The sequence below is a fragment of the Mycolicibacterium psychrotolerans genome (genome assembly GCF_010729305.1).
Lineage (GTDB): Bacteria > Actinomycetota > Actinomycetes > Mycobacteriales > Mycobacteriaceae > Mycobacterium > Mycobacterium psychrotolerans.
The window spans coordinates 711,147-730,668 of the sequence record NZ_AP022574.1 but is presented as its reverse complement, the minus strand read 5'-3'; the positions used below and the strand labels follow the sequence as shown (position 1 = coordinate 730,668).

Annotated in this window: 23 protein-coding genes and 1 pseudogene; 10 read left to right on the top strand and 14 right to left on the bottom strand. The window is 70.8% G+C overall.

The window, feature by feature from the left end; genetic code table 11:
- The first annotated feature begins 3 nt into the window (after positions 1-3).
- Together G6N45_RS03625 and G6N45_RS03620 are read left to right on the top strand one after the other, a co-directional pair.
- Positions 4-678 (top strand): YoaK family protein, encoded by a 675-nt coding sequence (locus tag G6N45_RS03625; RefSeq protein WP_163720446.1) that lies wholly within the window; start codon positions 4-6, stop codon positions 676-678.
- Positions 665-1,444 carry a fructosamine kinase family protein gene (locus tag G6N45_RS03620; protein WP_407664276.1) on the top strand — a complete coding sequence of 260 codons (780 nt, stop codon included), beginning with the start codon at positions 665-667 and terminating at the stop codon, positions 1,442-1,444. The genes G6N45_RS03625 and G6N45_RS03620 overlap by 14 nt, the downstream gene beginning before the upstream one ends.
- Here the strand turns inward: G6N45_RS03620 and G6N45_RS03615 are convergent.
- Positions 1,441-2,523 (bottom strand): phosphodiester glycosidase family protein, encoded by a 1,083-nt coding sequence (locus tag G6N45_RS03615; RefSeq protein WP_179965268.1) that lies wholly within the window; start codon positions 2,521-2,523, stop codon positions 1,441-1,443. The genes G6N45_RS03620 and G6N45_RS03615 overlap by 4 nt on opposite strands.
- Before the next feature lie 153 nt (positions 2,524-2,676).
- Here G6N45_RS03615 and G6N45_RS03610 point away from each other — a divergent pair, with 153 nt between their 5' ends.
- On the top strand, positions 2,677-3,144 hold the full coding sequence (locus tag G6N45_RS03610; RefSeq protein ID WP_163720444.1) for an SRPBCC family protein: 468 nt from the start codon (positions 2,677-2,679) through the stop codon (positions 3,142-3,144).
- Here the strand turns inward: G6N45_RS03610 and G6N45_RS03605 are convergent.
- Both G6N45_RS03605 and G6N45_RS03600 read right to left on the bottom strand, forming a co-directional pair.
- A complete protein-coding gene (locus G6N45_RS03605; protein WP_163720443.1) occupies positions 3,120-4,421 on the bottom strand; it encodes a PQQ-dependent sugar dehydrogenase in 1,302 nt (433 codons plus the stop codon). The genes G6N45_RS03610 and G6N45_RS03605 overlap by 25 nt on opposite strands.
- On the bottom strand, positions 4,399-5,166 hold the full coding sequence (locus tag G6N45_RS03600; RefSeq protein WP_163720442.1) for a pirin family protein: 768 nt from the start codon (positions 5,164-5,166) through the stop codon (positions 4,399-4,401). The genes G6N45_RS03605 and G6N45_RS03600 overlap by 23 nt, the downstream gene beginning before the upstream one ends.
- A gap of 92 nt (positions 5,167-5,258) precedes the next feature.
- On the opposite strand from G6N45_RS03600, the gene G6N45_RS03595 reads away from it, so the two are divergent.
- A complete protein-coding gene (locus G6N45_RS03595) occupies positions 5,259-5,732 on the top strand; it encodes a MarR family winged helix-turn-helix transcriptional regulator (protein ID WP_163720441.1) in 474 nt (157 codons plus the stop codon).
- A 1-nt stretch (position 5,733) separates the two neighbouring features.
- On the opposite strand, the gene G6N45_RS03590 is transcribed toward G6N45_RS03595, so the two are convergent.
- The 3 genes from G6N45_RS03590 to G6N45_RS03580 all read right to left on the bottom strand — a co-directional run bounded on the left by G6N45_RS03590 (position 5,734) and on the right by G6N45_RS03580 (position 7,644).
- The gene (locus G6N45_RS03590) at positions 5,734-6,051 is read right to left on the bottom strand and encodes an ArsR/SmtB family transcription factor (protein ID WP_163720440.1); all 318 of its coding nucleotides are present in this window, start codon (positions 6,049-6,051) and stop codon (positions 5,734-5,736) included.
- 8 nt (positions 6,052-6,059) lie between these two features.
- A complete protein-coding gene (locus tag G6N45_RS03585) occupies positions 6,060-6,539 on the bottom strand; it encodes an SRPBCC family protein (RefSeq protein ID WP_163720439.1) in 480 nt (159 codons plus the stop codon).
- An 82-nt stretch (positions 6,540-6,621) separates the two neighbouring features.
- Positions 6,622-7,644, bottom strand: coding sequence for a sigma-70 family RNA polymerase sigma factor (locus tag G6N45_RS03580; RefSeq protein WP_163727724.1), 1,023 nt, complete (start codon positions 7,642-7,644; stop codon positions 6,622-6,624).
- 62 nt (positions 7,645-7,706) lie between these two features.
- Between G6N45_RS03580 and G6N45_RS03575 the strand changes: the two genes are divergently transcribed.
- The 4 genes and pseudogenes from G6N45_RS03575 to G6N45_RS03560 all read left to right on the top strand — a co-directional run bounded on the left by G6N45_RS03575 (position 7,707) and on the right by G6N45_RS03560 (position 10,864).
- Positions 7,707-8,546, top strand: coding sequence for an alpha/beta hydrolase (locus tag G6N45_RS03575; RefSeq protein WP_163720438.1), 840 nt, complete (start codon positions 7,707-7,709; stop codon positions 8,544-8,546).
- Positions 8,547-8,572: 26 nt separating this feature from the next.
- Positions 8,573-9,541 (top strand): alpha/beta hydrolase family protein, encoded by a 969-nt coding sequence (locus G6N45_RS03570; RefSeq protein WP_275997809.1) that lies wholly within the window; start codon positions 8,573-8,575, stop codon positions 9,539-9,541.
- A gap of 80 nt (positions 9,542-9,621) precedes the next feature.
- Positions 9,622-10,350 (top strand): annotated as a pseudogene (locus G6N45_RS03565) (DUF2786 domain-containing protein); the annotation flags it as partial.
- Between the two features lie 19 nt (positions 10,351-10,369).
- Positions 10,370-10,864, top strand: coding sequence for a TIGR04338 family metallohydrolase (locus tag G6N45_RS03560; protein ID WP_163727721.1), 495 nt, complete (start codon positions 10,370-10,372; stop codon positions 10,862-10,864).
- A 2-nt stretch (positions 10,865-10,866) separates the two neighbouring features.
- Here the strand turns inward: G6N45_RS03560 and G6N45_RS03555 are convergent, their stop codons facing one another.
- Positions 10,867-11,412: a peroxiredoxin-like family protein gene (locus tag G6N45_RS03555; RefSeq protein ID WP_163720436.1), complete on the bottom strand. Its 546-nt coding sequence runs from the start codon at positions 11,410-11,412 to the stop codon at positions 10,867-10,869.
- A gap of 106 nt (positions 11,413-11,518) precedes the next feature.
- Between G6N45_RS03555 and G6N45_RS03550 the strand changes: the two genes are divergently transcribed.
- Positions 11,519-12,145 (top strand): O-methyltransferase, encoded by a 627-nt coding sequence (locus G6N45_RS03550; protein ID WP_275997208.1) that lies wholly within the window; start codon positions 11,519-11,521, stop codon positions 12,143-12,145.
- Here the strand turns inward: G6N45_RS03550 and G6N45_RS03545 are convergent.
- The 6 genes from G6N45_RS03545 to G6N45_RS03520 are packed head-to-tail and all read right to left on the bottom strand — an operon-like array spanning position 12,142 to position 17,994.
- Entirely contained in the window at positions 12,142-12,927 is a 786-nt protein-coding gene (locus G6N45_RS03545) for a TauD/TfdA dioxygenase family protein (protein WP_163720434.1), read from the bottom strand. The two genes, G6N45_RS03550 and G6N45_RS03545, sit on opposite strands and share 4 nt — an antisense overlap.
- Positions 12,924-13,946 carry a D-alanine--D-alanine ligase family protein gene (locus G6N45_RS03540; protein ID WP_246228866.1) on the bottom strand — a complete coding sequence of 341 codons (1,023 nt, stop codon included), beginning with the start codon at positions 13,944-13,946 and terminating at the stop codon, positions 12,924-12,926. Before G6N45_RS03540 ends, G6N45_RS03545 begins: the two co-directional genes overlap by 4 nt.
- Positions 13,939-15,291, bottom strand: coding sequence for an ATP-grasp domain-containing protein (locus G6N45_RS03535; RefSeq protein WP_197746865.1), 1,353 nt, complete (start codon positions 15,289-15,291; stop codon positions 13,939-13,941). The genes G6N45_RS03540 and G6N45_RS03535 overlap by 8 nt, the downstream gene beginning before the upstream one ends.
- Positions 15,288-16,094: an O-methyltransferase gene (locus G6N45_RS03530; protein ID WP_163720433.1), complete on the bottom strand. Its 807-nt coding sequence runs from the start codon at positions 16,092-16,094 to the stop codon at positions 15,288-15,290. The genes G6N45_RS03535 and G6N45_RS03530 overlap by 4 nt, the downstream gene beginning before the upstream one ends.
- A complete protein-coding gene (locus G6N45_RS03525) occupies positions 16,087-17,304 on the bottom strand; it encodes a sedoheptulose 7-phosphate cyclase (RefSeq protein ID WP_163720432.1) in 1,218 nt (405 codons plus the stop codon). The genes G6N45_RS03530 and G6N45_RS03525 overlap by 8 nt, the downstream gene beginning before the upstream one ends.
- A gap of 24 nt (positions 17,305-17,328) precedes the next feature.
- Positions 17,329-17,994: an HAD-IA family hydrolase gene (locus tag G6N45_RS03520; RefSeq protein WP_163720431.1), complete on the bottom strand. Its 666-nt coding sequence runs from the start codon at positions 17,992-17,994 to the stop codon at positions 17,329-17,331.
- A 203-nt stretch (positions 17,995-18,197) separates the two neighbouring features.
- Between G6N45_RS03520 and G6N45_RS03515 the strand changes: the two genes are divergently transcribed.
- Complete coding sequence (locus G6N45_RS03515; RefSeq protein WP_163720430.1) at positions 18,198-18,758, top strand: TetR/AcrR family transcriptional regulator; 561 nt, start codon at positions 18,198-18,200, stop codon at positions 18,756-18,758.
- Positions 18,759-18,762: 4 nt separating this feature from the next.
- Here G6N45_RS03515 and G6N45_RS03510 read toward each other — a convergent pair whose 3' ends face one another.
- Positions 18,763-19,488 carry an IclR family transcriptional regulator gene (locus G6N45_RS03510; protein WP_163720429.1) on the bottom strand — a complete coding sequence of 242 codons (726 nt, stop codon included), beginning with the start codon at positions 19,486-19,488 and terminating at the stop codon, positions 18,763-18,765.
- Positions 19,489-19,522: the final 34 nt, after the last annotated feature.

The window sequence follows — 19,522 nt, the reverse complement described above, 5'->3', positions numbered from 1 at the left end:
ACGGTGGCGCCCCCCTCGCCGGTGTCGTACCGGCAGACGCTGACGGCGCTGCTGCTGCTCACCTTCACGACGGGGCTCATCGACGCGGTCAGCGTGCTGATCCTGGGGCACGTGTTCGTCGCGAACATGACCGGCAATGTGATCTTCCTGGGGTTCTGGTTCGTCCCGCACTCCGGCGTGGACCTGACCGCCGCGGTCGTCGCGTTCGCGGGCTTCGTCCTCGGCACCATCGTGGGCGGTCGGCTGTCGCGCCACCTGGAGAGCCATCTGCGGCGCTGGCTCGTCACCGCGCTGGGCGCCGAGGCCGTGCTGCTGGCCGTGCTCGCGGTGCTCGCCGGTACCGGGGTGCTCGACTATCACGACAACCGCAAGCTCATCCTGATCGCCGGGCTCGCGGTGGCGTTCGGTGCCCAGAACGCGACGGCCCGCCAGTTCGGCATCCAGGAGTTGTCCACCACGGTGCTGACGTCGACGATCGTCGGGATCGGCTTCGACAGCCGGCTGGCCGGCGGTACCGGTGACCGGGAGAAGCTGCGCTACGGCGTGGTGGCGACGATGTGCCTGGGCGCGGGGGTCGGTGCGACGCTGACGCGGTTCGCCGTGGCGCCGATCATCGGACTGGCGGCGCTGATCGTCACCGTGAGTGCGGCCATCTTCTGGTTCGGTGAGCAGGGCTGACGTGTTCCACGTGAAACGCGACGCCCGGGCACCGGCCGGCTTCTTCGCGTGCGAAGCAGCGGGGCTGCACTGGCTCTCGGCCGCCGACGGGGGAGTGCCGTGCGCCCGGGTGGTGGCGGTGGACGAGCAGTCGCTGACGCTGGAGCGGTTGACGACGGCCGCGCCGACCGAGCGCGCCGCGGTGGCGTTCGGCGCGCGGCTGGCCCGCACCCACGCCGCGGGTGCCGACGGCTTCGGCGCGCCCCCGCAGGGCTGGACGGCGCCGGCCGGATTCTTCGGCCCGCTCGGCCGGCCGCTGCCGATGAGCTACGACCGGGACGCGTCGTGGGGCCGGTTCTACGCGACTCGCCGGCTCGCGCCGATGGCCGAGCGTGCCGCTGTGCGTCTGGACGCGGCCACCCGCGAGGCGGTGCAGGCTGTCATCTCCCGTTGTCTTGCAGGCGATTTCGACGACCCCGCCGAACAGCCCAGTCGGTTGCACGGCGACCTGTGGAGCGGCAACGTGATGTGGACGCCCGACGGCGTGGTGCTCATCGACCCGGCCGCCCACGGCGGCCACCGGGAGACCGATCTGGCGATGCTCGCGCTGTTCGGCTGTCCGCACCTCGACGCCGTGCTCGACGGCTACCAGAGCGTGCGGCCGCTGGCCGACGGCTGGCGGGGCCGGGTCGGCCTGCACCAGCTCTACCCGCTGCTGGCCCACGTCGTGCTGTTCGGCGCGGGCTACGTCGACCAGACCCACGCGGCGGCGCGCGGCGCGCTCTAGTTGAACGCGAGCCAGGCGGGCTGTGCCCGCTCGTGCGAATCGCACAGCACCGCCATCGTGTCGCAGGAGCCCTGCGGGGAGCCCGCGCCCGCCCACATGCCGCCGGTGTCGCGGCGCAGCACGATCGCCGAGGACCCGCCGCCGTCGAGCAGGATCGCCGTATCGCTGCCCAGCCCGCGGAACAGGTCCTGGATCTGGTCGGGGGTGTAGCTGCCGCCGGAGAAGACGTACATCTCGTCGCGGTCGCGGACATAGGCGATCGCGGTGCGGGCCGCACTCGGGCCGGGGTCGTTCATCTGGCCGGTGTCGCCGGGGGCCAGCAGGGGAAGACCGGCGACGGCGACGAACCGCGTGCCCTTGTCCAACAGGTCTGCGATCACCGGCGAGGCCGCGTCGAAGTCGTCCTCGCTGCGGGGCGGGACGACGAACGGCGCGCCCTGCACCGGAAGGATCATCGTCGAGAGCACCATCCAGTTCTCGTTGCCGCCCGAGAGTCCCTGCTTGCCCGCGTAGGCCAGCGTGCCGGTGACCGCGGCGTTGGTGCGGCCCAGGTTGCGGGTGTTGTCGACGTAGGCGCCCAACGGCGAGCTGCACCCGGTGGACTTCCACGAGCCGCCCTGCTGACCGCGGACGTCGAAGAAGTTGGCGTTGATCGCGATCGTCGGCTGCCCGAGCACCTGCCACGCCTGCAGCGGCGAGTAGGTCTCCGAGGCCTGGAGCAGGCCCTCGGCGGTTCGCGCCCGCGGATCGCGTTCGCAGCGGGCCTGGAACCCGGTGTGCGAATCGGCGAGCAGCCGCGGGGCCAGCCGGGTGGACGCGGCCTTGATGATCATCAGCCGGCCGCCGTTGGTCATCTCGTACCAGCGACCTCCGGCGTCGAGCATCGGCGCGGGGAATCCGCCGCCGAAGTTGTAGACCAGATACGAGCCCTTGGTGTTGGCGATCGCGCCGGCGAGGAGCTCGCGTGCGCTCGCCGCGGCGGCGGCCGGTGCGGTGACCCCGGCCGCGACCACCGCGCACACCACCGCGGCGGCGACGCCGGACAGCGCGCGGCGAATGTTTGCGACAGGAGTCGGCACCAGCGGCTCCTCTCGAAGGTGGGTCGACGACCCTGGTCGGAGAGACAACATTAATCCCAGTAGGCACAGTGTCAACTTTCGTCACAGCAACATCACAGGATGATTCCGGGCGGGTCGCTGAAGTGTTTGCTGCGAATCGGGTAATCGACGACCATGCCCACCGTGTCACGCACCTTCGCCGTCAGTCCGCCGCCCACGGTCGTCCTCGATTACCTCAAGGACTTCGCCCATGCCGAGCAGTGGGACCCGGGCACGCAGCGCTGTGAACGCATCGACAGCGGCCCGGTGACCGAGGGCGCCTACTGGCACAGCGTCTCGAGGATCCTGGGCCGCACCGCGGAGCTGACCTACACGCTCGACGAGCTGACCGACCGCAGACTCGTGTTCGTCGGCGAGAGCAGTTCCGCCACGTCGGTCGACACCATCACGATCGAGCCGGACGGCGCCGGGTCGGTCATCACCTACGAGGCCGAACGGCAGATGCACGGCACCGCCCGGGTGCTCAACCCGGTGATCAAGCTGGCGATCGAAAGGCTCGCCGGAGACACCGAGCGGCAGTTGACCGCCGTGCTCAACGACCTGGCCCACCAGCCGGATCAGGCCCGCGGCGCCAGCCGGTAGATCGCGTCGGCGGCGTCGTCGGTGATGTAGACCGCGCCGTCGGGGCCGGTGACCGCGGCCACCGGCCGGCCCCAGCGCGATCCGTCGTCAGCCTGGAAGCCGGCGACGAGGGTCTGCTGGTCGCCCAGAGCGCCGTCGCGCCACGGGAAGAACGACACCTCGGGTTCCCGCGGCGGCGTGGCATTCCATGACCCGTGCACGCCGACGAGCGCACCCTGCGCGTAGGGCTCGGGCAGTGCACCGGTGGTGAAGCTCAACCCCAGTGGCGCCGAGTGGGCGGCGAAGCTCTGCTCGATCGGCGGCAGTGCCGCACAGTCCATCCGGCTGCCGTCGGCATTGGTCTGGACGTCACGGACGAGGGGGAGGTTCGCCGGGCCGCCATCGGGATTGCAGAACGGCCAGCCCAGTTCGCGTCCCGGCGACAGGCGTGCCAGCTGTTCGCGCGGATGGTCGCTGACATAGGACGGATCGACCCTGCCGGTGCGCGGATCGGCGATGTTGTCGCGACCGTTGTTGGCCGTCCACAGCGCGCCGTCGGGGGCAACGGCCAGGCCGGTACCGTTGCGTACGCCGGTCGCGAACGGCTCGGCGGGCCCGCCGCCGGGGGGCACCCGCATGATCGTCGCCCGGGGTGGATTCGCGGTGCGGTCCGCGGCCGTGATGTTGCCCGTCGACCCGATCGAGAAGAACACCGCCCCATCCGGTCCCACGGCCACGCTCTTGAGCGCATGGGCGTACGCGCCGCGCAGGTCGGGGCTCTTCGCGTCGGGCAGGCCGTCGGCCACGACGCGCGGGTCGGTGGCGGACCCCGCGCGGTAGTCGTAGGCGTCGACCCGGTTGCTCTGCGCGACGTAGAGGGTGGTGCCGGCGAAGGCCAGGCCGTGCGGCTGGTCCAGGCCGTCGAGCAGCACCGACTCGTCGGCGCCGCTGCCGCGCGGGGTGAACCGCAGCACCGTGCCGGCGCTCGGCACCGACACCAGCAGCGTGCCGTCGGGGGCCCAGGTGCTCAGCCGCGGCCGCGGCGTCCTGGCCCACACCGAGAGCGTCCACCCGGCGGGTACCTGAACCTGCCGGGGTTCGTCGAACGGCGCCTGCGCCAGGCCGGGCGGCACCTCGACGGTGACCACGTCGGCACCCGTCGCCGGTGGCGCCGAGGACGTGGTGGCGCCCGTCGACGACGCCGGTTGCGGCGGTGCCTGCGCGTCGGTACACCCCGCCACCAGGGCTGCGCCGACGAGCAGCGCACCGATTCGGTTATGCCGCAGCAAGTCCGGCATGCATCTCCCAGACGAGGATCTCGGCGGCGTCGGTGGCGGTGACGCGCTGACCGCCCGATGCGGTGAAGCGCACGGCGTCACCTTGGTGCAGCGGTCCCGCGCCTTCGAGCACGACCTCGCCGCGGGGCACGAACAGGTGCAGGTACGGCGCGTCGGGCAGTTCCACGCTCTGTCCCGCCTGCAGCCGGGCGCCGTGCAGCGCCGCGTACCGGTTGCGGATCGTGATGGCCGCGGCGTCGCGGTGTTCGGGCATGCCGGAGGCGATCGTCACGAGGCCGCCGCGCAGCAGCTCGTCGTCGATCTCGAGCTGCTGATAGCCCGGGGTGAGGCCGGACTCGTCGGGGACCACCCACATCTGGACGAAATGCACCGGGACACTGTGCGTTTCGTCGCCGGTCAGCGTCCACGAGTCGTTCTTCTCGGAGTGCAGGATGCCGCGTCCCGCCGACATCCGCTGCGCCAGCCCCGGGTAGATGACGCCGGAGTGGCCGGTGGAGTCCTGGTGCACCAGCGAGCCGCGCAGCACCCACGTGACGATCTCCATGTCGCGGTGCGGGTGGGTATCGAATCCTGTACCCGGTGCGACCCGGTCGTCGTTGTTGACCAGCAGCAGCCCGTGGTGGGTGTTGTCGGGTTCGTAGTGACCGCCGAAGGAGAACGAGTGCTTGGAGTCCAGCCAGGCGATCTTCGTGGCGGCGCGGTCCTCGGCGCGCCGGATGTCGACGACGCTGTTGGTGGTGGTCATGCGATCACTCCTCGGGAGTCTCGGCCAGCCTAGGTGGCTGCTCTGCGTCGGACAACATGCATGACACATCATGTATTCCGTACAGTGGGGTGATGGAATGGCTCACGGCCGAGCAGCAGCGCATCTGGCGCGACTACCTGGCGATGACCAGCAGGCTGCACACGGCGATGCACCGTCAGCTCCAGTCGGACTGCGAACTCTCGCTGTCCGACTACGACGTCCTGGTCGCGCTCTCCGAACGGGGCCCGCTGCGCATCACCGAACTCGGCGAGCTGATCGGATGGGAACAGAGCCGGCTCTCGCACCAGCTGCGCCGGATGCGCGGGCGCGGTCTGGTGGAGCGGGAGGGCGACGACGACGACCGGCGCGCCGCGACGGTGACGATCACCGACGCGGGGCGATCCGCACTGGAGACCGCGGCGCCCGGGCACGTCGACCTCGTCCGCTCGACGGTGTTCGACGGGCTGTCGGCGTCGCAGCAGCGCGCGTTCGGCGCCGCGATCGACATCGTGCTCGACCGTCTCCGGGCCGCCGGCGGGACCGACGGGACGACTCCGCCGCGGTGAGCTACTCCTCGACGAAGGCCCGCAGCCGGTCGATGCGCCGGTCCCAGCGCTGCGACAGCGCGCCCAGGTAATCCTGGGCGGCGGTCAGCGATCGGGTCTGTACCGACCAGATCCGCTCCCGCCCGCGTTTCTCGCTGCGGACCACCCCGGCCGATTCCAGCAGCGCGAGGTGCTTGGTAGCCGCCTGCCGGGTCACCGGAACCGACTGCGTCACCGCCGACGTCGAGCACGGTCCGGTGTCGCACAACCAGATGACCATCCGCAGCCGGTGGGGATCCCCCAGCGCATCGAACAGCGGTGCCGCAGTCGCCCTGCTCATGTCCGAGGTCACGCCCATTGTGGTGCCGCCACGTATCGCCCGATGAGGCGGAGCTGGGTTGCCCAGCCGCCGCTGTTGTCGGCGAACGCCGCGCCGCGGTGCGATTCGGGAAGCGCGTCGAATCCGGACTCCACGATCTCGAGCAGCACGCCGTCGTCGGCCTCGGTGAGGGTGAACTCCACCAGGGTGGTCAGCTCCGCGAACTCCGGCTCCTGCAGCGGATTCCACCGGAATGCGAAATAGCGCGGCGGTGCCACCGAGACGACGTGCAGGGGGAACGACACCCCGGCGAACGCCTCCTGGCTGGCGGCGACCTCGTCGTCGACCGCGGTCGGCGTCATCACCCCGGTGACCGTCGCCCCCGCGACGAATGGCCCGTCCACGGTCATCCCGAACCAGATGCCGAACTCCGCGGAATCGCTGATCGCCCGCCACACCCGGTCGAGGGGTGCTCGCAGCAGTGCGCTCTTCTCGATTCGATCAGTCATGATATGCAACCTCCTAGTTGCATATGACCGTAGACGACCGCCGGCTGATGTGCAACCTTTTGTTTGCCTATCGTCGTGCGGGCTACAGCGTCGCGGGCAGGCCGAACTTCTCGAACAGGGACCTCTCCATGAACGCGACGACGTGCGCGATGCCCGTGGTGCGGATGTCGAGCACCTGCAGTTGGAACGCCTCGTGCACTCCGGTCTGGGGGTTGCGCATGTACATCGCCGCGGCAGGCTGGCCGTTGGCCGTCGTGCGCAGGTAGAGCATGTCGCCGGGTCCCTCGGCGGGGCAGTGGTTCTTCGACAGCGAGACGATGTCGGCCGGGCCGTCGTACCACCCGTCGAACGGTGGCATCTCCCAGATCGCGTCGGCGGTGAACAGCTCGACCAGCCGGTCGATGTCGTAGGTCTCGAAGGCGGCGATGAAGCGGTCCAGCAGCTCAGCGGTCTCGGGCGAGCCGGGATCGGCCGCCTCGTCGTCGCGGGTGGGCGCCACCTCCTCGAGTTGCGCCCGGGCCCGCTGCAGCAGACTGTTCACCGCGGCGGTCGACGCGCCGATCGCCGCGCCCACCTCGGCGGCCTTCCACTGCAGCACCTCGCGCAGCACCAGCACCGCTCGCTGCCGCGGCGGCAGATGCTGCAGGGCCGCGATGAACGCCAGCCGCACCGATTCGCGGGACTCGGCGATCACCGACGGGTCGGACGGGTCCTCCCGCGGCGCGTCGGGCAGCGGTTCGAGCCAGGTGATCTCGTGCCGCTCGTTGAGCTCACCGAGGGGATCCGACGACGGCTGGCCCAGCCCGCTGGGCAGCGGGCGTCGGTTGCGGCCCTCCAGCGCGGTCAGGCACGTGTTCGTCGCGATCCGGTACAGCCACGTGCGGATCGAGGATTTGCCCTCGAACCCGTGGTAGGACTTCCACGCCCGCAGATACGTCTCCTGGACCAGGTCCTCCGCATCGTGCAGGGAACCGGTCATCCGGTAGCAGTGCGCCAGGAGCTCCCGCCGATACCGCTGGGCGTCGGCGAGGAAGGCGTCCTCTGCGCTGCTGCCATCGACAGCCAACACGCTCACGTGTGGCAGCTTACGCAGCAGCACCGACAGGGTCAGCCCCCTCGAGCGGTGAGAAATCGGCGCCGGCAGCACCGCCCGCTAGTCTGCCGATCATGGCCGTGACGCGAACCGAACGCAGCTTCGACGGACTCGGCGGCGTGCGCATCGTCTACGACACCTGGACGCCGGAGCAGCCGCCGCGCGGGGTCGTGGTGCTGGCCCACGGGTACGGCGAGCACGCCCGCCGCTACGACCATGTGGCCGCCCGGTTCGCCGACGCCGGACTGCTCACCTACGCCCTCGACCACCGCGGCCACGGCCGGTCCGGTGGCAAGCGCGTCTACCTGCGGGACATCTCCGAGTACACCGCCGACTTCGGCCGCCTGGTCGGCATCGCCGCCGAGGAGCACCCCGACCGCCCCCGCGTCGTACTCGGCCACAGCATGGGCGGCGGCATCGTGTTCACCTACGGCGTCGAGAACCCCGGCGACTACACCGCGATGGTGCTCTCCGGCCCCGCCGTCGACGCCCACGACTCGGTGCCACCGGTGAAGCTGCTCGCCGCGAAGGTGCTGGGCCGGATCGCCCCCGGCCTGCCGGTGGAGAACCTGCCTGCCGACGCGGTCTCCCGGGATCCGCGGGTGGTGGCCGCCTACGAGGCCGACCCGCTGGTGCACCACGGGAAGCTGCCCGCCGGCATCGGCCGCGCCCTGATCGGCGTCGGCGAGACCATGCCGAAGCGGGCCGCGGGGATCACCGCGCCGCTGCTGGTGGTGCACGGCGAGGCCGACCGGCTGATACCGGTCCAGGGCAGCAGGCGCCTGCTCGAATGCGTCGGATCCACCGACGCCCACCTCAAGGTGTATCCCGGCCTCTACCACGAGGTGTTCAACGAGCCGGAACAGGCGCTGGTGCTCGACGACGTGACGTCGTGGATGGAGTCGAAGCTGTGAGACGCGTGCTCGCGGTGCTGCTCGGGCTGGCGGTGCTGATCGCCGCGGGCTGCTCGTCGAACACTCCGCAGCCCGCGGCGATCTGGGTCGACGAGGAGGTGTCGTTCACCGCAGACGGCCTGACCCTCTACGGCACCTACCGGCACCGCGACACCGACGATCGCGGCCCTGCGGCGCTGCTGATCTCCGAGAGCGGCAACACCGACCGCAACGGCGACAACCAGGTCGCCGGTCCGATCGGCAACATGCGCCAACTGGCCGAGTTGCTGTCGGACCGGGGCGTGGCGACGCTGCGCTACGACAAGGTCGGCACGGGCAAGACGGGGATCGGCCCGTACGCCGCCCGGCCCGGCGACGTGGTCAGCAGCGTCTACACCGCGGGAGCCGGCGCCGCGCTGCGCTACCTGGCGGGCCGGCCCGGCACCGACCCGGACCGGGTGTCGATCTACGCGCTGGGGGAGGGCACCATCCACGCGCTGACGCTGGCCGGTGACACCGCGCCCGACGTCCCGAAGGTCCACTCGCTCGGCCTGTTCCAGCCGCTTCCCGGCCGGTACCTCGACATCATCACCGACCGGGTGAAGGCCGAGGGCAAGCCCGAGACCGTCGCCGCCTGGACCGCGGCCGTGCAGCAGATCCGCACCCAGGGCACCGTGCCCGACAAGCTCCCCGACGGGCTGAACGCGATCGTCAACGCCGGCAACCTGAAGGCCGTCATCGACGCCGACCGGATCGACCCGCTGGCGCTGGCCGCCAAGGTGCCCGCGGGCACCCCGGTTCTGCTCACCTGCTCCGACGCCGACAACCAGGCCCGCTGCCAGAACGTCCGGCCGCTGGTCGACGCCCTCGGCCGCACCGCGCTGACCGTCGTCGAACTCAAGGGCGTCAACCATGTGCTGCGCGACGACCCGACCGACAACATCGCCAACTACGCCAAGAAGGATCCGCTGTCCCCGCAGCTGGCGTCCGCGCTGGACGCGTTCGTCGCGAAGTGACCTGTGGATGAATTCGGTTGTGGGGATGAGCAATACTGGTCGGCGATGACATGTCTGCGGCCCGGCCTAGGTTTCCGGGCATGAGCACTGACGAGAAGATGCTGGCCCGGATCGCGGCGCTGCTGCGCCAGGCCGAAGGCACCGACAACGAGCACGAGGCCGAGGCGTTCATGGCCGCCGCGCAGCGGCTGGCCACCGCCACGTCGATCGACCTCGCGGTCGCCCGGTCGCACAGCGCGACGCGGACCGCCGCGCAGACGCCGGTGCAGCGCACCATCACCATCGGCGAACCCGGCGCCCGCGGGCTGCGCACCTACGTGCAACTGTTCGTGGTGATCGCCGCCGCCAACGACGTCAAATGCGACATCGCGTCCAATTCGACGTTCGTCTACGCCTACGGCTTCGCCGAGGACATCGACGCCACCCACGCGCTGTACACCAGCCTGGTGCTGCAGATGGTCCGCGCGTCGAAGGACTACATCGCCTCCGGCGCGCACCGGCCGACGCCGACCATCACCGCGCGCATCAACTTCCAGCTCGCCTTCGGGGCGCGGGTCGGGCAGCGGCTGGCCGAGGCGCGCGAGCAGGCCCAGCAGGAGGCGACCGCGGGGCCGGCGAGCAATCCGGGCACCGCAATCGCGTTGCGCAACAAGGACCTCGAGCTCAAGGACTACTACCGGCAGACGTCGCGGGCGCGGGGCACCTGGCGGGCCACGAGTGCGACGGCGGGGTACTCCTCGGCGGCGCGCCGGGCCGGCGACCGCGCCGGGCGGCGGGCGCGGCTGGGCGGCGAGACGGAGCTGGCGGGGCGCGCCGGGCACTGGAGTGATGGCCCGGGACGCCCAACGCGCGAAAGTGTATGCGGCAGAAGGTTTCGTGCGGACGATGTTCGATCGGGCCGCCGAGCGCAACAACCGGGTCGTCGAGTTCTTCGGCACGCAACTGACGTTGCCGCCCGAGGCGCGCTTCGCGTCGGCGGACTCCGCGCAGGCCTATGTCGACGACGTCCTGGCGCTGCCCGCCGTGACGGCGAAGTGGCCGGGCCGCGGGCCGCTGCGGGTGCGGCCGCGCCGCGGAGCGACCGCCGCGCACTACGAACGCGGCGTGGACGGGGCGGCGATCGCCGTGCCGGAGGGCCGCGAGATGTGGGCGCTGCGGGAGCTCGTGGTGCTGCACGAGATCGCCCACCACCTGTGCGACGCCGATCCGCCGCACGGGCCGGAGTTCGTCGCGACGCTGCGTGAGCTCGCCGCCGCGGTGATGGGTCCGGAGGTGGCGCACGTGCTGCGGGTGGTGTGCGCGAACGAAGGCGTGATCGGCTGAGCTCAGTGTGCGTTGGATTGCCCTGCGAGCCTGAGGATGTCGTCGACCGGCCACTGATCGTCGGCATGGACCCCGTACTTGGCGGCCAGTATGCGGCCGTCGGGTGCTATCAGGAAATCGGCGGGTCTGCCCAGGTGGTCCTCTCCACGACCGAGGCCTGCGGCGAGTGACCGCTGGTGCATGGCGCCCCGGGCGGCGGCGAGCCACGCTCGCGGGTGCGCGATCGATGCGGGCGAGGACTCGACACCGAACTCCCGGTACAGCAGACGTTCCGGATCGGCGATGACGGCGAACGGCAGGTCCGATTGGTACTTCAGGAGCGCCTCGGGTGCGGAGTGGAACACGACGGCTTCGCGCACGCCTGCGGCCACCAGCTCGTCGTGACGCCGCACGATGGACCGCAGATGCAGATGGCAGATGGGGCAGCCGGCGAACCGCCGGAACTGCAGGTGCACGAGGCGGTCCTGATCGGGGATCAGCACCTGTGAACCGTCGATGGCGGCCAGCCGGCGCGGCGGGACGGTGTCGCCCGCGTGGAATGTGGACATCCGCGCAGTACACCACGGTTCGTTGAGACGCATGTCGCGTTCACCGCCGGTCGCGCGCGGTACGGTCGCTGATGTGACCGAGCCCGACTGGGTGTCTCTCGACGAGATGTTCACCGACCTGCTGGACACCGAGGACGATGCGCTGCGCGCGGCCAGGGACGCCGGTTCCGCGGCGGGCATGCCGGCCATCGAGGTCTCGGCGCAGCACGCCAAACTGCTGTCGTTGTGGGTGCGGGTCGCCAAGGCGCGCCGGGTCCTCGAGATCGGCACGCTGGCCGGCTACAGCACGATCGCGCTGGCCCGCGCGGTCGGGTCGGACGGCTCGGTGGTCAGCCTCGAGTTCGAGCCGGCGCACGCCGAGGTGGCCCGGGCCAACCTGGATCGTGCCGGGGTGGCCGACCGGGTCGAGATCGTCGTCGGCGCCGCGCTGGACACGCTGCCCACGCTGGCCGACCGGGCACCGTTCGACCTGGTGTTCATCGATGCGGACAAGGAGAACAACGTCGCCTACGTGGAGTGGGCCATCACCCTCGGCGCACCCGGGACCGTGATCATCGTCGACAACATCGCCCGCTTCGGGCGTGTGCTGCACCCCGATCCGGACGATCGGCAGGCCCTGGCCGTGCGCGACATGCTTGCGATGATGGGCTCCCATCCCCGCCTGGACACCGCCGCGATTCAGACCGTCGGCACCAAGGGATGGGACGGCTTCGCGGTCGCGGTGGTCGGTTAAGCCCAGGCCGCACGGTCGACGACGGTGCCGCGATGCATCACCCGGTCCCCGACCACATCGTCGTGATCGGCCTTGTGCATCACGCACCGGTTGTCCCACATCACGACGTCGTCGGGCTGCCACCGGTGCCGAAACACGTTATCCGGCCTGGTCGAATGCGTCAGCAGCTGGTCGATCAGCTGCGTCGCGGCCTCGGGTGCCATCCCGCTGACCTCCCGGCAGCGCTGCCGCGTCGACAGGTACAGCGCCGTCCGGCCCGACAGCGGATGCCGCAGCACCAGGGGATGACGGGCCGAACTCTCGGCGCCCTCGTCGAGGTCCAGCCCGGTGACGACGTGGGTGACGACGCGGCGCCGAATGCGGGCCCGCACCTCCCGCGGCAGCGTGTCGTAAGCGTTGTACTGGTTGGTGAACAGCGTGTGCCCGCCGCGTTCGGGCACCGTCACCGCGCGCAGCGCGGTGTAGGCGGGCGGGTGGCACAGATAGCTGGTGTCCACGTGGAACGACGAACGCGGCGCCCGGGTGCGGCCCACGTTGGTGATGACGTTGAGCAGCGGAGCCCCGGGGACCGGGGTCTCCCCGGTGGTGAACACCAACTCACCGAAGCTGCGCAGGAACCCCACGAAATCCTCGTCGTCGACGCGCTGGTCGGGCAGCACGAGCACCCCGTGCACCGCGAGCAGCGCGCGCAGGTGCGCGACGACCGTCGGGTCCAGCGGGCCCACCCGGACACCCCGCACCTGGGCCCCGATCGGATGGCGGGTGGTGACCGCGATCGTCATGCCGCCTCGATGCGCGCTTCGCGGCACAGGGTGTCGAACAACCCGGCAAGTGAGTAACCTTGTGCCGCAGACATTTTGACGATCACACTGGACGGGGCGAACGAACAGTAGGGCCCGGCCTCCAGGAACCACGGCACCCCGTGCGGGTCGATGCGGAAGTCGAAGAGCCCGTAGTGCCGGCACTCCAGCGCCCGGAAGCAGGCGCGCGCGGCACGCCATACCGGCTCGACGACCGGGTCGTCATGGTCGACGATCCACGCACGGCCCGCGTCGCCGGCCACCAGGCGCAGCTCCCCGCCGCCCGAGCGGCCGAGCTTGTCGGCGGGCAGCCGGATCGGGGCGTCGAGCGCGTACTCCTCCAGCGGCAGGCACTCTAGCCCGCCGTCGACTTCCAGTACGCCGCAGCGCACTTCGCGTCCGAGAGGTACGTACGTCTCGACCAGCACGTCGGCCGAGTGTGCTTTCGCGCGCGCCACCGCGGTGGCCACCTCCGTGCTGTCAGCGACCAGCGACACCCCCATCGAGTTGTCCGACCGCGCGGGTTTGACCACGACCGGCAGTGAGAGGTCCACCTCGTCGGCGTGCGTCACGACCCGGCCGGCCGGCACCGCGACCCCGTGGGCCGCGACGAGCGCGCGGGCGACCGCCTTGTCCGCGGTGTTGGCCATCACCGTGGCGGTGTTGCCGAGATAGGGCAGCCCCAGGACGTCCAGCAGCGCCCGGTAGGACGTCATCCCCGGATGGCAGAACAGCTGCGGCAGAACGACATCCGCACTCATCCCGGCCAGCCGGGCGATGCCCGCCGCGGCCGGCAGCGGTTCGGCCGCGGCCAGGCTGTCCGCGTCGAGACCGTCGGGAAACTGCCAGGTGCCGCCCGGCGCGACGTAGGCGAAGCCGACCCGGTGGTGCTCGACCAGCGCCGCCGCGCTGGCGCGCGCGTACAGCCGCGACAACTCGGCGTGGAATTCGTCGACCGGCGATCCTGCGAGCTGAATGATCTTGCGCCCCACGTCAGTCACCGCCCGATTCGACGAGCTTGCCGATGTTGAAGTCGATGCGCCGCCAGCCCCGCCGGCGCCGCAGGTTGTCGACCAGCAGGGCCGGAATCTGCAGGTGATACACCCCGAGGTAGGGCAGCGGGTCCCACGCCGCGAAGATCGCGTCGCGACCCTCGGCGATCACCCGCAGCCGCCGCAACCGGTCGGGTCCACGCAGCAGCCGCCACAACTCGTGGTAGATCCAGTACGTCGGCGCCGACCCCGGCTGAGGGGTGATCGCGGTGGGCCGGTCCTCCAGGTAGGCCTGCGCCACCTCGGGGTGGTCGTGGAACATCGTGATCGCGCTGTGGGTACGCGGATTGCACTCGATCGCGTACACGCGTCCGTCGGCGGCCTCGATGAAGTCGAACGACACCTGACCGGTGAGGCCCAGCGCCGCGGCGAAGCGGGTCACCCAGGCCCGTATCTCGGGCCGGTCGACGAATCGGTAATTCAATTGCACCGCCGAGGATTCGCAGCAGCCGTACACGGTGACGGCGCCGTCGCGGACCGTGGAGTGCGTGCAGTACTCCTGTCCGTCGACGTACTCCTGCAGCAGCCACGGATCGCCGGGTGAGATGTCGAGGGAGTGCGCGAACACCGCGTTGTGTTCGGGGGTGTCGCGGTGCAGACGCGTCAGATCCGTGCGGCCGACCGGGTTGTAGGAGAGCCTCTTGAGGATGTAGGACCGGCCGGGGGCGAAGTCGAAGCGCTCGATGTCGCGTGGGTCGGTGATCAGCACGGACTCCGGCACCGTCAGCCCGATCGAGGTGGCCAGCCGGCTGAAGTCACGCTTGTCGTCGAGCGTCGCGATCAGCGCGGCCGACCCGTGCAGCACTTCGCATCTTTCGCCCACCAGATCCCGTACGGCCGCTTCTGGCACGCTCGCCGCCGGGCTGGACACCGGGACGAAGACGTCCACCCCTTCGGCGGCGATGATGTCCGCCAGCGCCTGGGGATAGCGCGGGTCGGACGCCTCGGGTGTGCAGTGGAAGGCCGAAACCGCTCGGGAGAAGCGGTGACCGGTCCAGCGGTACTTGGCCGACTCGGCGAGCACCACCCGGTGGCCGGCCAGATGGAACGCGCGCGCCAGGTGCAGCGCCTTGGTCATCTTGCCGCCGCTGATGAGCACGGTTCGCGGGCGGCCTGCCGCGTGGACGGCCGGGCGCGGCGCGCGCCGCAGCAGCGCCAACCCGGTGACGGCGAGGTCGACGGGCAGCGTGGCGGTCAGGGCGGCCAGGACGGCAAGGGTGCGGGCGGCGTCGGGAGGACGCCGCACCGCACCCGCCGGGGCGGCCCGGTCTGTGGTCTCCGCGGTGAGGGTCATCGCGGGAGCGGACGGATCAGGGTCAGCCCGTCGCGCACGGGGATGAGCACCTGTTCGGTCCGCGGGTCGTCGGCCAGGTCGCGGTTGAACGCCTCGATGGCCCTGCCGTTGGCGGTGGAGCGGGCGGTCCACGGCTGGCCCTGCATCAGCGTGTTGTCCACGGCGATCACCGCACCGGGCGCCAGCAGGGCGGAGTCGAGCAGCAGATCGAGGTAGCCCTGGTAGCCGCTCTTGTCCGCGTCGACGAACACGAAGTCGAACGCGGGCTCCCCGGTGTCGGCGAGCCGGCGCAGCGTCTCCAGCGCGGGCCCCTGCTCGATCCGGATGCGATCGCCGATGCCGGAGCTGTCGAACGCGGCCCGTGCGATCCCCGCTGCGCCGGAATCGATCTCGCAGGCGACGACGACGCCGTGCGCGGGCAGCGCTTCGGCCATCGCCAGCGCGGAGTAGCCGGTGAACATGCCGATCTCGAGCACCCGTACCGCCGAGCTCATTCGGACCAGGAACTTCAGCAGTTGTCCCTCGACATGGCCGGACAGCATCTCCTGCTCCAGCCCGTCGCGCCACAGGTGGGCACGCGTGCGCCGGGCCAGGTCGGCCAGCGCAGGCGACTCCCCGGTGGTGCCGGCCTCCAGGTAGGGATCCAGGCCGGCCGCGAGATCCCTTGCACGGCGCAGCTTCTCGACCGTCGCCGCGGCGGCGGACGGCTGCGCGCGCACGTCGTCGTACAGGTCGGCGAGCTGCTGAGCCAGGATCGTCGTCGGCGTGACCGGCCGCGGCACCGCGGCGAGGACCTCAGCCATCGACGGTGACGGCGGTGAACGCGTCGACGCCGTCGCCCCCACGGTCGTATTCGGCGCACAGCTTCTTGTGCAGCGTCAGCGTGTCGACGAGTTCGTCGACGGTGACGTCGTTGAGGAAGCGGCAGGTGCCGATCGGGTCGGGCACCGCGGCGCGCAGGATGCCGTCGCGGGTGCGCAGGATCGCCGCCGTGGCCCGCTCGATCAGCTCCGGCGTCAGGTATTCGGAGTCCAGCGCCAGACCCAGCGCGCTCATCGTGGCCAGCACGCGGTCGCGGCCGCCGGCGGTGAGCAGGCCCCGGCGTTCGGCGAGCGTGACCGACAGCGCCATGTCGATGCTGATCGCGTGGCCGTGGAAGAACGGCGTGGCCGGTGTCAGCTCCAGCGTCGGGCTCCAGGTGTGCCCGAACGCGATGACTCGGTCCAGGTCGATCTCGTGCAGGTTCGGCGCTTCCAGCTCGAGCATGGTCGCGATCGCCCGGTAGGTCAGCCGGTGCGCGGTGGCCCGCAGCAGGGGTGTGCCGCCGAGGTGGCCGAAGCGGGTGGCGAGCAGGTCGGGCCCGAAACGTTCGAGCAGATCGAAGATCTCGGCGTTGCCGACGACGGAGATCTTGATCAGTTCGGCCATGCCGTTGCGGATCTGGTCCTCGGGCAGCGTCTTGAGGAACGAGAAGTCCAGGAACACCTGCTGTGAGGCGTGGTAGGCGCCCAGCCGGTTCTTGTGGTGGCCGTGGTTGACGGCGACCTTGATCGACACGCTCGCGTCGATCAGCCCGATCAGCGTGGTGGGGATCCGGATGTAGGGCGTGTTGCGCCGGTAGCTCGCACACGCGAATCCGGCGACGTCCGTGGTCAATCCGCCGCCGACCACCAGCACGGGTTCGGTGCGCACGAGGCCGAAGTGGTCGAACTCGGTGACGATGCGCTCGAAGGTCTCCAGCGATTTGGCGGTCTCGTGGATGTGCACGCCGATGACCGTCAGATCGATCCCGTGATGGTCGAAGTAGGCGTCGATGCTGTCGCGGTAGAGGTCGTAGACCACCTCGTCGATCACCATCAGCGTGCGGCCGTAACGTCGGTAGGCGTCGGCGAGTTCGGTGTTGGCGACGTCGAACACGCCGTCGACATAGGTCAGGTCGTAGGAGATGCGTTCGTAGCCTTCGACGTGGAAGTTGCGCTCCGAGGCGGTGACTCGTGCGGTGAGGTCGCTCATGCGGGCAGGCTCCGTTCGTTCCGGTCAGGCGGCGGCCAACGCCACCACGCGGTCGGCGTCGAGGTGGTCGGCGGTGTCGGTGGCTTCGTCGAAATCGGCCCCGGCCGTGTTCGCGTTGGGAAAGGCGATGCAGCGCAGTCCGGCGGCGCGGGCGGCGCGCACGCCACCGACGTTGTCCTCGATGGCGACGGCGTCGGCGGGCTCGATGTCGAGCCAGTCCAGCGCGAGCCGGTAGGCCGCCGGCGCCGGTTTCGGTTCGTCGACGTGGTCGTCGAAGACGATGACGTCGAACGTCGAGGCGTCGATGTCGGGTTCCAGCGCGGCGAGCAGCGCGTCGACGTTGGCCTTCGACGTCGTGGTGACGAACCCGAGCCGGTGGCCGGCCGTCCTGGCGTGCTCGATGGTCTCGCGCACGCCGGGCCGCGGGCTCAGGGTGGCTTCGGAGAGCAGCTTCTGGAACAGCTGCGACTTGGTGGCGTGCACGGCGGCGGCATCCACGTCCTGACCGCGGGCGGCGGCGTAGTCGGCGATGCGCTGGGCGCCGCCGTTCGACCCGAGCATGGAGCGGTACTCCTGCTGCGACCAGGTCCAGTCCAGCCCGTGCTGGGCGAAGGCCTCGTTGAACGCCTGACGTTGCAGTTCCGACGTGTCGGCCAGGGTGCTGATCGATCCGAAGAGGATGGCGGGCATGGGGTTTCCCTTCTGGGGCGGTGTGGGACCGTGGCATCGCGGGCGCCGGGGCTCGACGCGGATGCCAGGAAATGCTCTCGAACATTCATTACTGGATCTATAGTTCATTAGTACACACATCAATCACTAATGGAAAGAGCGTCCACCAATCGAGTTTCTGACGCGTTGGTGACGCGATCGCAGCCGCAACGGAAGGGCCTATCGTGCCCAGCACTCAGGACAGGGGCGGCGAGGACGCGCGCGTGGCCCGGACGCGCACCGACGTGTCGCGCGCCGCTCTCGAGGTGCTGCGCACCGAGGGATTCGACGACGTGACCCACGCCCGGGTCGCCGAGAGCGCCGGGTACTCGAAGACCACGCTGTACGCCCACTGGCCGACCCGGCTGGACCTGGTGGGCCTGGCGCTCGACGCGCTCGGGGAGTTGCCGCACCACCCGGCGAGCGGAGATCTGCGCGCCGATCTGATCGGTGAACTCACGGTGTTCCGGCGGTCGGTCACCGAGCTGCGGCTCGACCGCCTCGTCTTCGGGCTGGCGCAGTCGGCCACCACCGCGGCCGCCGCCCGGCTCCGGGACCGGGTCAATGCCGAGGGCCAGCGCCCGCTGCGGGAGTTGTTGGGACAGCGGTTCTCCGGCGCCCGGCTCGAGGCGGCCCTGTCGATGCTGACCGGCGTGGTGACCTGTCCGTCGCTGATGTTCGGCGCGCTGCCCGCCGACGCGGTGGTCGAGGCGGCGGTGGACATCGTGCTCGCCGGCGGGCGCTGACTCCTCAGCCGAGGGTGTCCCACAGTGGTGAGGCCGCCGCGGCGCGCAGCGCGTCGATGATCGCGGACTCGTGGGACCGGAACCGCTCGGTGGGCGCCGGGACGGAGATCGCCAGCACGAGTCCGCTCGGCACCCGCTTGGCGATCCCCGCGGCCGAGATGCCGACGGTGTGTTCGTCGCGGTCGTAGGCGATGCCGGTGCGCCGCACCTCCAGGATCTCCTCGGCCAATGCGCCGGGTACCTCGTCGTCGTCGAGCAGGGCCAGCGCGGCTTTTCCGTTGGCGGTGTCGGACAACGGGAACCGGCCGCCGATCGCCGACACCGCACGCAGCCGGTGCGGGCATTCGATCTGGTCGATGAACCACATCTGCCGGCCCCGCAGCACCGACAGGTCGACCGTCTCGCCGGTCGCCGACGCGACCGCGGCGAGCACGGGGCGTAGCGCGGCCGCCAGATGCGCGCCGTCGGCGCCGGCCAGGCCCAGCAGCCGGTCGCCGAGGCGGTAGCGTCCCGCGTCGTCGACTGCGGCGAACCCGACGTCGACGAGCGCGACGAGCAGGCGGCGCGCCGTCGACTTGGCCAGCCCGAGGTTCGCCGCGATGTCGCCCGGCCGCAGCCGGCCGGGCGCGGTGGCGATCTCGTCGAGCGCCGCGGCGGCCCTGCGCAGCGCCTGCAGGCCATCATCTCGGGAGGAGTCGCGGGTTCGCTGATTCTCGTCCTCCGGCGCCATGCCGAGCACTATAGTGATCCGCTGTACGGATCAC

Bases quoted from the DNA above. Each gene is read 5' to 3' on its own strand.
- G6N45_RS03590 (WP_163720440.1), bottom strand. From the start codon at position 6,051: ATGAGCAGGGCGACTGCGGCACCGCTGTTCGATGCGCTGGGGGATCCC.
- G6N45_RS03555 (WP_163720436.1), bottom strand. From the start codon at position 11,412: ATGTCCACATTCCACGCGGGCGACACCGTCCCGCCGCGCCGGCTGGCC.
- G6N45_RS03560 (WP_163727721.1), top strand. From the start codon at position 10,370: ATGGCCCGGGACGCCCAACGCGCGAAAGTGTATGCGGCAGAAGGTTTC.
- G6N45_RS03610 (WP_163720444.1), top strand. From the start codon at position 2,677: ATGCCCACCGTGTCACGCACCTTCGCCGTCAGTCCGCCGCCCACGGTC.
- G6N45_RS03520 (WP_163720431.1), bottom strand. From the start codon at position 17,994: ATGCCCGCCATCCTCTTCGGATCGATCAGCACCCTGGCCGACACGTCG.
- G6N45_RS03550 (WP_275997208.1), top strand. From the start codon at position 11,519: ATGTTCACCGACCTGCTGGACACCGAGGACGATGCGCTGCGCGCGGCC.
- G6N45_RS03605 (WP_163720443.1), bottom strand. From the start codon at position 4,421: ATGCCGGACTTGCTGCGGCATAACCGAATCGGTGCGCTGCTCGTCGGC.
- G6N45_RS03510 (WP_163720429.1), bottom strand. From the start codon at position 19,488: ATGGCGCCGGAGGACGAGAATCAGCGAACCCGCGACTCCTCCCGAGAT.
- G6N45_RS03545 (WP_163720434.1), bottom strand. From the start codon at position 12,927: ATGACGATCGCGGTCACCACCCGCCATCCGATCGGGGCCCAGGTGCGG.
- G6N45_RS03525 (WP_163720432.1), bottom strand. From the start codon at position 17,304: ATGAGCGACCTCACCGCACGAGTCACCGCCTCGGAGCGCAACTTCCAC.
- G6N45_RS03585 (WP_163720439.1), bottom strand. From the start codon at position 6,539: ATGACTGATCGAATCGAGAAGAGCGCACTGCTGCGAGCACCCCTCGAC.
- G6N45_RS03595 (WP_163720441.1), top strand. From the start codon at position 5,259: ATGGAATGGCTCACGGCCGAGCAGCAGCGCATCTGGCGCGACTACCTG.
- G6N45_RS03600 (WP_163720442.1), bottom strand. From the start codon at position 5,166: ATGACCACCACCAACAGCGTCGTCGACATCCGGCGCGCCGAGGACCGC.
- G6N45_RS03535 (WP_197746865.1), bottom strand. From the start codon at position 15,291: ATGACCCTCACCGCGGAGACCACAGACCGGGCCGCCCCGGCGGGTGCG.
- G6N45_RS03530 (WP_163720433.1), bottom strand. From the start codon at position 16,094: ATGGCTGAGGTCCTCGCCGCGGTGCCGCGGCCGGTCACGCCGACGACG.
- G6N45_RS03575 (WP_163720438.1), top strand. From the start codon at position 7,707: ATGGCCGTGACGCGAACCGAACGCAGCTTCGACGGACTCGGCGGCGTG.